The organism is Nocardia sp. NPDC056100, assembly GCF_042266325.1.
In the GTDB taxonomy this organism is placed as follows: domain Bacteria; phylum Actinomycetota; class Actinomycetes; order Mycobacteriales; family Mycobacteriaceae; genus Nocardia.
The window spans coordinates 364,685-379,644 of record NZ_JBHJVY010000002.1; the positions used below are offsets into that span (position 1 = coordinate 364,685).

The 14,960-nt window shown below is 62.8% G+C and carries 16 protein-coding genes; 8 read left to right on the forward strand and 8 right to left on the reverse strand.

Going from position 1 to position 14,960, the window contains the following annotated elements; translation table 11 throughout:
* Positions 1–69 precede the first annotated feature (69 nt).
* From ACFC0O_RS13270 to ACFC0O_RS13280, 3 genes are all read left to right on the forward strand, one after another.
* A complete protein-coding gene (locus ACFC0O_RS13270; RefSeq protein WP_375957074.1) occupies positions 70–1,104 on the forward strand; it encodes a Gfo/Idh/MocA family oxidoreductase in 1,035 nt (344 codons plus the stop codon).
* 240 nt (positions 1,105–1,344) lie between these two features.
* Entirely contained in the window at positions 1,345–1,788 is a 444-nt protein-coding gene (locus tag ACFC0O_RS13275; RefSeq protein WP_375957076.1) for a hypothetical protein, read from the forward strand.
* A gap of 458 nt (positions 1,789–2,246) precedes the next feature.
* Complete coding sequence (locus ACFC0O_RS13280; RefSeq protein ID WP_375957079.1) at positions 2,247–2,672, forward strand: NUDIX domain-containing protein; 426 nt, start codon at positions 2,247–2,249, stop codon at positions 2,670–2,672.
* A 144-nt stretch (positions 2,673–2,816) separates the two neighbouring features.
* Here the strand turns inward: ACFC0O_RS13280 and ACFC0O_RS13285 are convergent, their stop codons facing one another.
* The 4 genes from ACFC0O_RS13285 to ACFC0O_RS13300 all read right to left on the reverse strand — a co-directional run bounded on the left by ACFC0O_RS13285 (position 2,817) and on the right by ACFC0O_RS13300 (position 5,747).
* Positions 2,817–3,410, reverse strand: coding sequence for an SMI1/KNR4 family protein (locus ACFC0O_RS13285; RefSeq protein ID WP_375957082.1), 594 nt, complete (start codon positions 3,408–3,410; stop codon positions 2,817–2,819).
* 425 nt (positions 3,411–3,835) lie between these two features.
* A complete protein-coding gene (locus tag ACFC0O_RS13290) occupies positions 3,836–4,246 on the reverse strand; it encodes an RNHCP domain-containing protein (protein ID WP_375957085.1) in 411 nt (136 codons plus the stop codon).
* Between the two features lie 9 nt (positions 4,247–4,255).
* Entirely contained in the window at positions 4,256–4,570 is a 315-nt protein-coding gene (locus ACFC0O_RS13295) for an RNHCP domain-containing protein (RefSeq protein ID WP_375957088.1), read from the reverse strand.
* Positions 4,571–5,222: 652 nt separating this feature from the next.
* Positions 5,223–5,747, reverse strand: coding sequence for a hypothetical protein (locus tag ACFC0O_RS13300; protein WP_375957090.1), 525 nt, complete (start codon positions 5,745–5,747; stop codon positions 5,223–5,225).
* Positions 5,748–5,965: 218 nt separating this feature from the next.
* Here ACFC0O_RS13300 and ACFC0O_RS13305 point away from each other — a divergent pair, with 218 nt between their 5' ends.
* Genes ACFC0O_RS13305 through ACFC0O_RS13315 form a run of 3 tightly spaced genes read left to right on the forward strand, consistent with a single transcriptional unit; the run spans position 5,966 to position 7,654 of the window.
* Positions 5,966–6,292, forward strand: a complete 327-nt coding sequence (locus ACFC0O_RS13305) for a hypothetical protein (RefSeq protein WP_375957093.1) — start codon at positions 5,966–5,968, stop codon at positions 6,290–6,292.
* Positions 6,279–6,809: a DUF6879 family protein gene (locus ACFC0O_RS13310; protein ID WP_375957095.1), complete on the forward strand. Its 531-nt coding sequence runs from the start codon at positions 6,279–6,281 to the stop codon at positions 6,807–6,809. Before ACFC0O_RS13305 ends, ACFC0O_RS13310 begins: the two co-directional genes overlap by 14 nt.
* Positions 6,806–7,654, forward strand: a complete 849-nt coding sequence (locus ACFC0O_RS13315) for a helix-turn-helix domain-containing protein (RefSeq protein ID WP_375957098.1) — start codon at positions 6,806–6,808, stop codon at positions 7,652–7,654. Before ACFC0O_RS13310 ends, ACFC0O_RS13315 begins: the two co-directional genes overlap by 4 nt.
* Before the next feature lie 31 nt (positions 7,655–7,685).
* Here ACFC0O_RS13315 and ACFC0O_RS13320 read toward each other — a convergent pair whose 3' ends face one another.
* The 4 genes from ACFC0O_RS13320 to ACFC0O_RS13335 form a co-directional block, all read right to left on the reverse strand.
* Positions 7,686–8,369 (reverse strand): MBL fold metallo-hydrolase, encoded by a 684-nt coding sequence (locus tag ACFC0O_RS13320; RefSeq protein WP_375957101.1) that lies wholly within the window; start codon positions 8,367–8,369, stop codon positions 7,686–7,688.
* A gap of 126 nt (positions 8,370–8,495) precedes the next feature.
* On the reverse strand, positions 8,496–9,890 hold the full coding sequence (locus ACFC0O_RS13325; RefSeq protein ID WP_375957104.1) for a DUF1254 domain-containing protein: 1,395 nt from the start codon (positions 9,888–9,890) through the stop codon (positions 8,496–8,498).
* A gap of 126 nt (positions 9,891–10,016) precedes the next feature.
* A complete protein-coding gene (locus tag ACFC0O_RS13330) occupies positions 10,017–10,256 on the reverse strand; it encodes a hypothetical protein (RefSeq protein WP_375957107.1) in 240 nt (79 codons plus the stop codon).
* A 90-nt stretch (positions 10,257–10,346) separates the two neighbouring features.
* The gene (locus ACFC0O_RS13335) at positions 10,347–10,814 is read right to left on the reverse strand and encodes a hypothetical protein (protein ID WP_375957110.1); all 468 of its coding nucleotides are present in this window, start codon (positions 10,812–10,814) and stop codon (positions 10,347–10,349) included.
* A gap of 290 nt (positions 10,815–11,104) precedes the next feature.
* On the opposite strand from ACFC0O_RS13335, the gene ACFC0O_RS13340 reads away from it, so the two are divergent.
* Positions 11,105–13,612, forward strand: a complete 2,508-nt coding sequence (locus tag ACFC0O_RS13340) for an arylsulfatase (RefSeq protein ID WP_375960706.1) — start codon at positions 11,105–11,107, stop codon at positions 13,610–13,612.
* 115 nt (positions 13,613–13,727) lie between these two features.
* A complete protein-coding gene (locus tag ACFC0O_RS13345) occupies positions 13,728–14,879 on the forward strand; it encodes an epoxide hydrolase family protein (RefSeq protein ID WP_375957113.1) in 1,152 nt (383 codons plus the stop codon).
* The last annotated feature ends 81 nt before the right edge of the window (positions 14,880–14,960 follow it).

Genomic DNA, 14,960 nt, shown 5'->3' on the forward strand with positions numbered 1-14,960 from the left:
TGCATGGCTCCGGCGCGTCCGGACCGCGGCTGCGCGGAAAGCGGGTCATCGACACAAGGGAGAGGCGCGATGCCGGAAATTCGAGTGGCGCTGGTGGGCTTCGGGCTTGCCGGATCGGTGTTTCACGCACCACTGATCGCCGCCGAACCACGCATGCGCTTGGACGTGGTGGTCACCTCGTCGGCCGAACGCGCCGAGCAGGCGCGGCGGGAACATCCCGGGGTACGGGTCATCTCAACAGTCGAGGAGCTGTTCGCTGATCCATCCGGAATCGATCTGGTCGTGATCGCCACACCAAATCGCAGTCACGCCTCGCTCGCCCTGCAGGCGATCGAGGCCGGGATTCCGGTTGTGGTGGATAAGCCGTTCGCAGTCACCTCGGCCGAGGCCGAGCAGGTGATCGCCGCCGCCGACCGGCGTGGAGTGGTTTTGTCGGTGTTCCAGAACCGCCGATGGGACGGCGATTTCCTCACTGTCCGAAACCTGATCGCTAAGGGTCAGTTGGGAGAGGTGCAGCGGTTCGAGTCGCGGATGGAACGGTGGCGGCCGGAAGGCAAGGGCGGCTGGCGTGAGCTCGGCGGGGCAGCCGATGGGGCGGGATATCTGTATGACCTCGGCAGCCATCTTGTCGATCAGGCGCTGGTGCTGTTCGGTCCGGTCACCGATGTCTATTGCGAACGCGACCGCCGCCGTGCCGGAGTTAACGCTGACGATGACGCGTTCCTTGCTCTCACCCATGAGTCGGGCGTCCGGTCTCATTTGTGGATGAGCGCGGTATCGGCACAAATAGGCCCGCGGTTCCGTGTTCTGGGATCCGAAAGTGCCTTCGTCATACACGGTCTCGATCCTCAGGAAGCGGATCTGCGCGCCGGTCGTCGCCCGGGCGATGGAAGCCTATGGGGCACAGTTGAACCCGACTCGTGGGGTCAGTTGGGAACCGAGGGCGATACTGGTCCAATCCCCACTGAGCCCGGTGATTACCCCGCGTTCTACCGAGCGATGGCCGATGCCTTGATCGACGGCACGCCAGTCCCGGTTGATCCGCACGACGCACTCGAGACGATCAGGGTTCTGGAACGGGGAGTCATCAGCGCGCAGCGGTAGAACTTCCCCTTTGTGAGGGATGCGGGTGATGTCGTTGACCCACAGGTCATTTGGTTTGCCGCGAATGCGATTTCATTTGCAAGTTCGGTGTTAACCAGGCTGAATGCCTATGTTGTGCTCTGGTTTCCGGTGTGTCAAGATCGTCGGCACCGGCTTCGGGGGGAAGTTCATCGGAGGTAGTCGGCAATCCGCGTTGCGCACCCGTTTTGACTCGCCGCCAACAAATTTCAAGGAGCCGCCATGGGAGCGCTACTTCTCAGCAGGGACGTTCCAGGGACGCTCGAGTCCCTTTTCAACACCATTGTCGCGCCGACCACCTGGGACCACTGGTTCGGTATGCATCACGATTTCATCGGCACGCCACCCGAGCGGCTGGTCGAAGGGTCCGTCGTGGTCGCCGAGGTACTGCTGCACGGCATGCTCGAGGAAGTCGAGTGGACCGTCACCCGACTCGACAAGCCCAATCGAATTGCCTTGCGTGGCAAGGGAAGAACGGGCATTCAGTACGATCTGACCTACTGGTTGCAGAGCACGGACTCAGGCAGCAACATCACCGCGGGCTTCACCTTCTCCGGACCGTTGATTACCAATCAGGTGACCAAGGCCCTGGAACAGCACGGCTACGAGCAGCTCGAGAACACCCTCGGCCAATTGGCCGAACTCGCCTGCGCACGACACGAATAGACCGAAAACCCGACGCTCACATCGATCCCAATGCCGTGATCGGTGAGCGCTTTCGCGGTTGCAGGGCAACGGTTTTCGGATTCATGCCTATTTTGACTGACGCCGTTCGATCTGCCGTCTCGCACATGAGCGCCCGAATCCTTCGAACCCGATGCGGTTGCCGAATCCACCCCGATACTCGAGGGTGGTCACCCCGTCGGTGTCGCTGTCCCGGTGAGGGGCGATACGGCCCAACGATGGGCCGCGGGTGACCAACTGGGCACGTGTTCGGATCTTGTCGAACCGGGCGAACCCATCGGCGGACCATCGCGCTGCCACCCGGACGCCCAATCCTGCTGCAAATCAACGAAAGTCATGCCGATAGCCGTCCGCTGGTGGTTGCCGGGCGTCCACTGACACATTGTCAGCGTCAACGCGAGCCGGGTCGGGTCGGGTATGACGGTGTTAGCGTCGCGGGCATGACTGCCGACTACGTGCCACACATGTACTCGATCTCGGTAAAGGGCGTCGTCGTCCGCGACGGTCACGTACTGCTGTTGAAGAACGAGCGCGAAGAGTGGGAGTTGCCGGGCGGGCGAATCGAGCCGGACGAAACCCCCGAAGAGTGTGTGGCCCGTGAGATCACCGAAGAGACGCAGTGGCCGGTGACGACGGGGCCGATTCTGGACTCATGGATGTACTACATCAACGAAGTGGAACGGACAGTGTTCATCGTGACCTATGGGTGTTACCCGGACACAGACGCGGAACCCGTGCTCTCTCATGAACACAAAGAGGTCGGGTTGTTCCGTGAGGATAAGATCGCGGGCCTGAACATGCCGGACGGCTACAAGCGGTCGATCATGACGTGGTTCGCGCAGTTGCGAGCGTCCGAAAACGTCTGAGCCGCGATCGTGGATGGGCACGGGTGCCAAGCCTGCGGAGTGAAGCGGGACGGCTGGTTGACGTCCAGGTAGGTAGGCCAGCTGCGCCGCAGTGGCGGATCATCGGCGTGTCATGGCACCGCGTACAGCTTGGAGCGTTCGACATCATTTGCTCTGGTTCTTCAGCTGTTCGACCACAGCTTTGGCTAAGGCGACCTTTCTGTTCAAGAAGTCTTCGACACTGTCGAAGCGCGTGTATTCGATGTTCTGGATTTCCCAGACCGGCGCGGAGGCACACTGCGGTTCGGGACAACCGGTAGTGACGTACTGGATGCCGTCGGCGGTGCCGCCGACGATGATCAGGTTGTCGAAGGAGTCCATCTCGAGGTCGCGAGGTTGGATCGAGTATTCGCGGAAGGTATCGATCATGACCTTGTGCTCGGGCGAATCCATCGACATGTTCGCCAGCTGGTAGAGGTCACCGCCGCCGGAGAATGCCGTCCAGCCGTCGACATGGGCGAGCCACTGTTTGTACTTCTCATCGAATCGAACGCCGAGACGGGCCTCCGTGGCGCGAATATCCTCCGGCGAGGCGCCCGGGTTGGGTTCGGTCAGCATCCAGTCCGATTTCCGGCCGACCGCGAGATTCTCGTCGTACCAAGCTTTCTGCTGTGTCTTCAGCGATGAGATCACCCGCGGAACCCAGTCGCTGGGCTGCTTGGAGGTCTTGTTCGACCATGCGCAGGCGACCAGAGCCATGAGCACGACCAACGACCATCGTGTGGACCGCACGAATGCTGCTCCTTCGCGTCAGGTGTGCCGGTTGTCTCGGGCCCTCATCGCTACCCTCCGAATGACGAGGGAGGTGGTGTGGACATTATTCGGGGGTTGGCACTGGGTTGGTAGGTGGCGGGCCTGTCCATGTGGTGTCGGGAACGTGCCCCGGTTCGGCCTTCCCGGACGGGAACTGCGCAGGATCGGGGTTGTCGAATATTTCGGGGCGGGCGTTCTTCTAGATTTTGGACCGTTGTGGCTCCGGCAGATTCTCCCGGTGCGGTGTCATCGGCTGGAGCCGGTCCGGGCGGTTGTTTGCGATTGCCAATTACGTCCCTGCCGTATCGGCGCACCTCCGAATCGAGGCGATGCCGGGGCGCCGAACCGATGAGAGTTCGGTGCCCCGGATCTCACAATGACCGCAGCGCTCTGCGCCCGATCCACGGGTCTGTCAAGGGGCGCACAGCGATTCGCATGAGCGCGAGGGCGTTGTCGTCTCCGGCGATGCGATTCATCTTCAATGTCCCGCACGCCAGGCACTGATGCACCAGTGACCATTCGCCGTTGTCTCGGACGGTCATGCTGACCGCCCGCATGCGGGCGCGACAGGACGCGGCCCGATCGCCGGGTATTCGGTCCACATGACGACTGGTCAGGCAATGTGGGCAATGATTGCGATGCCCGGTCCCCGGTGCGCTGATCGGCACGTCGAGCCGACACCCCACACACCGGAACGACTCACCCGATTCCCCACCGGGCCCGTGCAATACGGACTTCCCGCGCTGGCGGCGGCCGGTCACCGCATTGTTCTTTCGTGGCATGTCCGGCTCCTACAGATCGCCGAACACTTCGAGCGGGAACGGTGGTTCGGCCAGCGGACGTACCGCCAGCCGCATGAGGATCAGCTGATTGTCATCCCCGCACACCGCGTGCAGCGCCAGCTCGTGGCACCGTGTGCAGCGATGCACGATGCCCCATTCGCCACTGCGCGACACCGCTATCGACAGCGGAGCCATCCGCGCCTGACACTCGGACACACCACCCTCGGCCTGGTCGACGGTATGCCGCGAATGCAAACAGCTGGGGCAATGATTACGCCGCTGGCCATCGGGCCCGAGTAGAGCCACGGTGAGACTGCAACGCATGCAGGAAAACGTCCCGGTCCGCAATGCTGGACTGGGCTCATGGTTGGTAAAGGTGTTGTCGGACAACTCGGTTCACTCCAATGCCTAGAGCGTGAATGCTGGCAGCGGGAGCAGGCCGAGAGCGCCTCGATGACGCTTGCGACTATCGACCAGATGTGGTGCGGGCAGCGATGTTTCGTGCGGGAACCACACCCTGAGGCGCTCTCGGCGCATTCCGGGTCATCAAAACACCCTCTTCCACAGTCGATCCGTTCACGCCCGAGTGGCGCGGCGGCAACGGTAACAGCGGCTCATCGGGGCCCGCCATTGATTTTCTCGGCGGCGCGACCTGAGTGTGATGCGATACTACGCAGCGATTGGTTCTGCTCATTCGGCCGTGTTCGCTCTCAGCTTCGTCCGGGCAGACGAACCATCCGGAATGTAGGCCCGTGCACAGCCCCAGGGATCGAACGGATACTCGTGACGGGCGCGATGCCAAGAACGACAGCGTCAAGCAACCAAAACTGTTGTAAGGCAACCGAGAAACCCTCGGCGCGGTTGCGGTTGGCCGAGGGTTCATCGTGAGAACGTCGCCGCGAGACAACGCACGTCGGGTTGTCCTGAAGTCGGCCTATAGACCACCCCCTTCTAGCTCCCGAGCCATCGGAATGGTCTAGGAACCGTTCGCCTCGGCGGCGGGCACGTCTCGAAGCGATGGCATCGCGCGTCGGGCGTAGGTTTCCTCCGGGTCCACTGTGATCACGTCGAGTTGCCGGACGAGTGTGTCTGGCACCTCTCCGCCCGGGAAGTGCTTGGAGCTAGGGACTATGACGGCTTCAGCATCCAGACGGGTGGCCTGGGCTTTCAGCCGAGCCAACGGTGGCCGATCGAATTGGGGATCGAAAATGACGAGGTCGGCGAAGTCGTACCCGAGACGTGTAGCAAGCCTGCGGATTTGGGTCTGGTCCCATAGTCTTGCCATGCCAGACACGTCGGTACGGAGGTAGCCGACGGCGGTCGGCCTATAGGTCATCCGAGCCTCGCTTTCATGTAGTCCGATGAGGGCACCGCGGACGAGAAGCTCCAGATAGAACCCGGAGTGGTTGTCGGATTCGTCTCCAGCACTTCGGAGTTCGAACAAGCCGCCCGGAAATTCGTACATCCTGGTGCAAGGTGCGACCTCCGGTTCTTCGGTCACGGCTGCCTCCTCAGGTCGCTGGTGAGGCAATCCGGGGACGGGTCGACTGCACCGGCCCCGAACGCCTGGTTCGACGCTATGTCGGTGTCAGACACGGACTCCAGAAGTTTTCTCGAGTTTTCTTGTTGAACCCGGTTCGGCTCCAGAATGCGACACCGAGCGAGACGATTGTTGAGGCGTGACAAGACCCGCCACGCCTCCAATCGGGAGGAACGACCATGAGCGAGAAGTTGAGGTTTTTAGGCAGGGGCGGCACACCTGGCGACACGTGTCCGTCGCTGTACGAATCCGAGGATCATTTCGTCACGCAGGGGTGGCGTACAGACAAGGCCGGAACAGTCGAAATCCCGCACCTGCTATTGGGTTTCGCCGATCACGATACGTTTCTCGGTGCGCCGCTCACCGACACCGGGCGGGGTACTTTCTTGGTCAGTGGTGAGCCAATTACCGACCCAGAGGTGCTGGCGCAGATGGATATTGAACCGAACGAGGCGGTCGTGAAGGTGCCGAAGCGGGAAAGGACGTTCTACGGTGCAGCTTCTTGATAGTCGTGCTCATACGCGGCTGATCGGTGCCAGCGAGCGGGAGGCGTTCCATCTCGAATTGCAGGACAGCTACGACTCTCCGGAGGAGAACGACGTCTTCCGAAGGTGGCTCGAAGGCGGCCCCGAGGATGATTACGAGTGGTTCGAGGGCTGGCTGAGTACCGTCCGGGCCCTCACCGCGCGTGGGGTGGTGATGCGCCGCGTCCGCGTCGTGACGGTTCCGCATACCGACTACATTCGGTGGGAGTTGGAACTGGCGCGCCTCAACGCCGAGGCTGGCGAACGGATCGGATACGTGCCACGGCATCTGGTTGACGCGAATCGACTCACAACATTCGATTGGTGGCTACTCGACGATCAAACGGTCACCTTCACCGTGTTCAACCCATCGGGGCAGATCGCTGGCTCGGTCGTCACGGCGGACCAGCGGATTGTCGCCTACTGTCAGCAGGTTCGAGACTATGTGTGGGCGTCGGCTGTGCCCTATGCCGACTATGTAGGTCACCACACTCGGTGACCAGCGCAGTACATGAACAGCGGCAAGCTCTCGGCCTACGGCTCCGGGAGCTTCGTCGTGATGCCGGTCTGACCGGTCGGGCACTCGCCAAACTCGCGAACTGGCCGGAGTCGAAAATCAGCAAGCTCGAGTACGGCAAACAGACACCCACGGAGGAGGATCTTCGATCCTGGTGTGACTACACCAATCGTAGTGACCAATTGCCCGACCTGATCGCATCGCTCAGGAACATTGAGTCCGCGTATATGGAGTGGCGCCGGGCTCTCGGCCTCGGTACCCGGCGCAAGCAGAAGGCGTTGAGCCGGAGCGAACGCGTTGCCTCCCAATTGCGTTCCTATCAACCGGTGGTTATCCCTGGACTGCTGCAGACGCCCGCTTACGCCGAGGTCGTGCTCGCGCGGATGATCCGGTTCTACGGAATCCCTAACGATCTCGACGAAGGCGTGGCGGCCCGTATCGAACGCCAGCAAATACTCCATCAGGGCAAGCGCAAATTCTCGTTCGTGATAGCAGAGCAGACCCTCCGAACCACGGTCGGAAGTGATTCGGTCATGGTCGGACAACTGGAACACCTGCTTGCCGTGATGTCGTTGCCGCGCCTGGTGGTTGGGATCGTGCCGGAGCGCGCCGCCCTCGAAGGACCGTCTATCAACAGCTTCGTCATGTATGACAATCGACTCGTACGAGTGGAGACAGTAAGTGCTGAGTTGACCATCAACCAGCCCCGCGAAATTGCCTTATACGGAAAGTTGTTCGCACTCCTGTCAGAGCAGGCTCACTACGGCGAGTCCGGTCGCGCGCTGATTCGGAAGGCGATCACCGCCCGCGGCGAGCCAATTGGCTGACTCGTGGCTCTACGGCGTAGAGCGAGGTGTGTCAGCGGCCTTGCCACGTGCGCAGGGCCGCACCGGTGAGCTCGGTGCCGTGGCCCACGCAGACGACGTCGACGTCGAGTTCGGCCAACCGGTGGGCGGCGGCTTCGACGGCGGCGCTGTCGAGGTTGAACACGCCCGGCATGCTGATGCCGCGGACATTGGCGACTGTGTCGCCGGTGAAGAGGGTGCGGTGGGTGGGCAGGTGTAGGGCGAGGCTGCCCTCGGTATGGCCGGGAACGGTGAGAACCTCTGCGCCGCCGCCGAAATCGAGTACGTCGCCTGCGTGCAGTTCGCGGTGTACGGGGGCCGGGCGGGGTTGTGGGCCCGGTTCGAGGGCCTCGGCGATCGGAAGTTCCCAGTCGCGCAGGACCGGAGCGGGCTGGGGGCGTTCGCCGCGCACGATGTCGGCGTCGGCGTGGTGCACCCAGATTTCGGCTCCCCATTCGGCGATATCGGCCGCGGAGCCGATGTGATCGTCGTGGGCGTGGGTGAGGATCGCCCGTCGGACCTGCTCGGGAGTGAATCCCAAAGAACGAAGCCCTTTTTCGATGTCGCTCGCCGATCCGGGCAGGCCGGTGTCGATCAAAGTCAGTGCGCCGTTGTCGTTCCACACGTAGACATTGAGGTCGTTCACCTGGGAAAACCGGAATGCTGTGAGCTGCGGCAAGATAGAAACGATCTCCATGTAGCGGACACTACCGAGGATGGACCGCACGTTCCCAGCCGTGCTGCTGTGGGCAGAAAACGTCACCGCACGGGTTCAGGGTGGGTTGTTCACAGGTGTCGATCGCAGTGGTTTGGCGGCCCAGGGTCAGTTGGTTCGGTGGACCGGTGGTGGGGTCCAATCACCTTTGTTCACTTCGGGTTTGGGCCAGTAGGTGCGGATGGTGAGCTCGAATTCGGTGCGGGGTGCGGGGAGCCAGTTCGATTCGAGGTCGGGTCCGGGGGAATCGTGTTGGATGTACAGCGTCAGGGTGCCGTCGGGGTCGGTGCGCATGGTCTTGTTCTTGGTGCCCAGTGAGTAGCGGGCCAGGTCGTTGGGTGCGAAGAAGTGTTCGGGGTTGTAGAGGGTGAGGGACCAGAAGCCGTCGACCGGTGGTTGTTGTCCGGGCGCGAAGGTGAGGGTGTAGTTGTTGTCGCCGTGTAGCCGCTGATTCGCGCTGTCTTCTTCGCCGAAGAAGTAGCGGGTTTCCTCGGGCTGGTTGACGTACATGTTGGATTTGGCGGTGGCGGTGCGGGTCAGGTAGTCGAATCCCCAACGGGCACACTGCGGTGGGGTATTCCAATTGCCCGGCAGGCGTTGACCATTGGTGCGGAAGTCGAAAAGCGGTGCGACGATGCGGGATTCGGTGTCGATCGCCGCGTCTTTAAGCGCCGCGGCCAGTTCCGTGTCAGTGGCGGCAGCGGCCAGCAGTGCGCGCATCATCGCGTAGCGGGACTCCTCGCCGGGCAGTGGCGGCACGCGGTCCAGAATGTCGCCCAGTTCGTCGAAGAATGTCTCCGGATCGACCCACCTGGTCTCACCGTGGGAGGACGCGGCGGCGGGAAAGTGCGGGGTATTGCGCCAGTCGACGGTCCGATCGTCACCGGTGTAGGTCGACAGCGGGTAGATCACGATCCGATCGAGGGTGGCCTGGATGGCGTCGCGGTCGGCATCGGTGTCATCGAGGAACACCCGCGGTCCCATGGCGACGAGTTCGGTCGGGCACCGCAGGACCGCGGTGATGCCCTCGGGTACACGGCCATCCCAGTTCGGGCCGATGACCAGGTAGCGACCGGGCGCGGTCCCGTATTGCTGTCCCAGCGTGGAGAATTCGTCGCTGCGGGCGTCGTAGAGCGAGTACACCCAGAACCGCTCACCGAAATCCGGCACCTGCAGCACCACCGGGTCCTGATCGACCGCGCCGTACCCGAAGCCGTACACCACATCCTGGTTCGGGTGCGCGACCCAGCGTTGAGACGGGTCGATGTATCTGCTCAGCATCGATACGTATCCGGTCGGCGCCGCCGGCAGCACCCCGCCGATGAGCCCGGGCTCGGGTGCCGCGGCGAAGGACGCACGCCGATGGAAGGCATTGACGATCGGCCATCCCCACACGTAGATATCGGCGGCGATCAGGCGCGCGAATTCGGGGGTGAATACCGTTCCGGCAGGAACCCCCGGAACATCGGTCGCGTCCGTCGGGGCCGGGTTCGGGTAGCTCATCTACTGACCGCCTCTCGCGCAGTGATCGTCGACAGCAACGAGCGCAAACCTATGACCAGCGCATTCCACCCACTTCACCCGTAACGGGTGAGGCTCATCGGCTGGGCCTCGACCGGCCGGCGCGGCTCAGATCGTCCAGCACCAGTCCAGGGTGGCTGATCCCGGTGTCGGGATGTGGACGCAGAAGGAAATCCAGATGTATGGCGCGTCCGCATTCCTGCGCAGCGGGTCGATCACAGTCGAGGTGGAGGTCTGGTCCGGAGTCGGCGTGGCCGGTTCGTCGGCGAACGCGGTCGGTGCGGTGAGCGCGACGAGCGGGACGGCTATCGCGGCGACAATTGCCGAGCGGGCGATGACTGCGAACATTTCGAAACTCCTTCGAATCGAACACCGTGGCCAGCGCCCATCACGGTGCGGCACTGGAGGTTTCGTGATCGGTGAGTGCCTGACGCAGGGCTACTGCGGGCCATTGGTGAAGCGATAGAACGCGACGCTGTCCGAGTCGGGCGTGGGTGCGCCCGGAGCCGACAGGCTGTAGTCGCCGGCGTCGTCGCTGCGGCAACGCAGGGTGACCGAGTAGCTGATGGGTCCGGCCTCGGCGGGCTGCGTCCCGTCGATGATCGCCACGCCGGGCTCGGGACTGCGCATGGTGTAACTGGTGTCCTGCCAGGTGGTGCTGCTGGCGATCCGGTACTGCAACTGATCTGCGGAAGTGAAGCGCACCATGGTCATCGAATGGCCCGGCGGGGTGCCGGGCATGGCCGGGGTACTGCCGTACATGATCATGAACTTGCCACTCATATCGGCCGGGACCGCGCACGTTCGTGGCGCGTCACCGGGCTCGGAGTGCACGGTAGCCATCCCGGCCGTCAGGGGAATCAGTGCGGAAGCGGAGACGACGGCGATGCGTACGAAAGCCTTCATGGTGCTCCTCGCGTCGAGCGATGGGATACCGACATCGCAGGTCCTCGATTCGCTGACGAGCGAATCGTGGGCTGTTTCGCGGAAACGGGTACCTCTGGCACCCTATCGGCACCAAAGTGCATTAGCCATAAAGTTGCTTCATGTGGCTGTTTTGTTACTTTGCCTAGCTCGAAAGGCAGAGAATTTGCTCTCTGATCATTTGCTACGGTTCGGAAACGGTTGAGTCGCGGTGCACTCCATTTCAAGATCGAATCCAAAACGAACTGCTTAGTCTGCACCCTATGGAGCCGATGGATGACGAGCAGACTTCGCCCGCGGGATCCGATTCCAGTCAGCCGACATCGAAGGGGAGGTTGTCGCGGCGCTCGATTCTGAGCGGTCTGGCCGCGGCGGGCGCCGGAATGGCCGCGCTCCCCCTGGCCGCGGCATGCGGCAGTGACAAGAAGGACGGTCCGCCCGGATACGGCACCGGCATCAACGACGGCTTCAACGGCGATATCGAACTGGACGTCCGAGACTCGAAGCCGGACTGGACTCCGTTCGAGGTCAAGAAGGCACCCGAGGGCGCGCCCAATGTACTGGTCGTACTCTTCGACGACACCGGATTGGCCTCCTGGTCGCCCTACGGCGGCCGAATCAATATGCCCACCCTGCAGAAACTGGCCGACAACGGCCTGACCTACACCCAGTGGCACACCACCGCGCTGTGTTCGCCCACCCGCTCCACCATGCTCACCGGGCGCAACCATCACGTGAACCGGTTCGCCGCGATCACCGAGGCCACCAACGGTTTTCCCGGTTCGGCCGGCCGCCTGCCCGCCCAGTGCGCAACGGTAGGGCAGGTCCTGCAGGACAACGGCTACTCCACGTTCTGGGTGGGCAAGAATCACAATGTGCCCGAGGAGGATGTCTCCTCCGGCGGCGCGAAATCGGAATGGCCGCTGGCGAAAGGCTTCGACCGCTTCTACGGGTTCCTCGGCGGCGAAACCAACAACTGGTATCCGGATCTGGTGGAGGACAACCGGTTCATCGAACCGCCGCAGACCCCCGAACAGGGCTACCACCTGTCGAAGGACTTGGCGGACAACGCCATCAAGATGATCCGCGATCAACGGTCGTCGAATCCGTCCAAGCCCTGGTACATGTGGTTCTGCCCCGGTGCCAACCACGCACCGCATCACAGTCCCGCCGAGTACGCCGAGAAGTACAAGGGTCAGTTCGACGACGGCTACGAGGCGTACCGCACCTGGGTTCTGCAGCGAATGATCGACAAGGGCGTCATGCCCAAGGGCACCGAGCTCACCCCGCTCAACCCGCTACCCAAAGACGTTGCGGTAGAAGACGATCAGGTCCTGCCCTGGAATACGCTCAGCCCCGACCAGAAGCGATTGTTCTCGCGCATGGCCGAGGTTTTCGCCGGATTCTCCGAATACACCGACGCCCAGGTCGGGCGGATCATCGACTTCCTCGAGCAAACCGGGCAACGTGACAACACCGTCGTCATCTACGCCGCCGACAACGGCGCCTCCGGTGAGGGCTCCCCGAACGGATCGGTCAACGAGAACAAATTCTTCAACGGCTATCCCGATTCGCTCGACGAGAACCTGCAGTACATCGATGTGCTGGGCACACCGGCGACCTACAATCACTATCCGACCGGCTGGGCCGCCGCCTTCTCCACACCGTTCCAGATGTTCAAGCGCTACGCCCAATTCTCCGGCGGCACTTGCGATCCGCTGATCATCTCCTGGCCCAAGGGCATCAAAGCCAAGGGCGAACTGCGCCACCAGTATCACCACTGCACCGATATCGTGGCCACCATCTACGACGTCACCGGCGTGCCGATGCCCGAGGAGTACCGCGGCGTCAAACAGTATCCGCTCAACGGTGTTTCGATGCGCTACACCTTCGACGACCCGAACGCGACGACCAAGAAGGAACGCCAGTACTACGCCATGCTCGGCACCCGCGGCATCTGGCAGGACGGCTGGAAAGCCTCCTCGGTGCACGCCGCGCTCTCGGACAAGGGTCATTTCAACGATGACAACTGGGAGCTCTACCACGTCGACGAGGACCGCTCCGAGTCCAAGAATCTCGCCAAGGACAATCCCGACAAGCTCAAAGAGCTTATCGCGCTGTGGAACTCGGAGGCGGCCGATAACTATGTGCTGCCGCTGGACGACCGCACCGCGGTCGAACTACTCGGCATCGAGCGACCGCAATCCGAGCCGCCGCGCGATAAATACGTCTACTACCCCGATACCGCCGCCGTGCCCGAAGGTGTCGCGGTCAACATCCGCGGCAAGTCCTACAAGATCCTCGCCGACGTCGACCTCGGCCCCGACGCGCAAGGGGTGATCTTCGCCCACGGTTCACGATTCGGCGGCCACACCCTGTTCGTCAAAGATGGTGCGCTGCACTACGTCTACAACTTCCTCGGCATCGCCCCGGAGCAGGATTTCGTCTCCTCGCAACCGCTGACACCGGGCAAACACGTCGTCGGCATGGAATTCAACCTGCAAGGCAAAGGCGCCAACGGCGAATCCACCGGTAGCACCACGCTATACATCGACGGCCAGCCCGTCGGCAACGGGCCGATGCGCGCGCAGGTCGGCAAGTTCACCCTCGCCGGTGACGGCCTGTGCGTCGGACGCGATAGCGGCGACAACGTCTCCCAGCAGTATCAGCACCCGGGCACCTTCACCGGCGGCACCATCGCCGAGGTGACCATCTACACCGGTAAGGAGTCCTACGCCGATCTACAGAAGGAAGCGGCCGCGGCACTGAGCACCGAGTGACCATCCTGCGTCACCATCGGTGAGTTCCTCGGCTCGGGTGGTGTGGTGGGCGACACGATCGCGGTGCGGCGAACTAGGACAGATTCGGACCTGCGCGAATTCTAGATTGATCCACATGAACGCTGACATCATTCCCTTCCGGATCGATATTCCGCAGGTTGAGCTCGATGATCTGCGTGACCGACTGGCCCGCACCCGCTCCCCACACCCCGTGCCCGGCACCGGCGCGGACTGGGACCACGGCATCGCCCCGGACTATCTGGGCGAGTTGGCCGCCTACTGGGCCGACGGATTCGATTGGCGCGCGCACGAATCCGAGTTGAATCGCTACCCGCACTTTCTCACCGAGATCGACGGGCAGCGGATCCACTTCCTGCATCTGCGCTCGCCCGAGCCGAACGCGACGCCGCTACTGCTCAACCACAGCTATCCGACCTCGTTCGTCGAATTCCTCGCCGCCAGCGGGCCGTTGACCGATCCGCGCGCTCACGGCGGCGACCCGGCCGACGCGTTCCACCTCGTCATACCGTCACTGCCCGGGTTCGCCTTCTCCAGTCCGCTCTCAGCGCGCGGCTGGAACATGGAACGGACCGCGCTCGCGTTCGGCGAGCTGATGACCCGGCTCGGTTACGACCGATTCGGCGTCGAGGGCGGCGACCTCGGTGCCGGGGTGACCGGCCGGGTGGCAACGCTGCTACCGGACCGGGTGATCGGTGCGCACACCCACGGTGACCGGTTGCAGGTCGGCATGGTCGGGGAGGACTTGCCGGTGCCATCCGGTCTGGATCCCGACGAACAGAAACAACTCGAACACGCGCAATACACGTGGTCGCAGATGAAGGGCTACAAGGTCCTGCATCAGACCGAACCCAACGCCCTGTCGGCGGGTCTGGCCGACTCCCCGATCCTGCAATTGGCGTGGATCGCGGAGAAATTCGTCGAGTGGGCCAACCCCGCAACCCCGATCAGCCGCGACAACGTCCTGATCACCGCCAGTCTCTACTGGTTCACCCGCACCGGCCCCGCGGCAGCCGACTTCTATTGGGAACTCGCCCACGCGGCCAACCCGGGTTGGGGCGATACCTCGGCGGTGCCGCAAGGCCAATCCCTGTTCTACAGCGACGCTTTCGTTCGCAAGGTCCTGGGTGCCGGTGACAGCGTCGCCTTCTTCCGCGACCACGCCGAAGGCGGCCACTTCCCGGCTTTCGAAGTCACCGACCTGTTCGTCGACGACATTCGCGCGTTCTTCCGGCAACTCCGCAGCTGACATCACCGCTGAACCGAACGGGTGGGTGGGGTGAAAGCTGGTGCCGGACCGGTGATTTGCGGCGGCCTCCGAGCGGGTGTG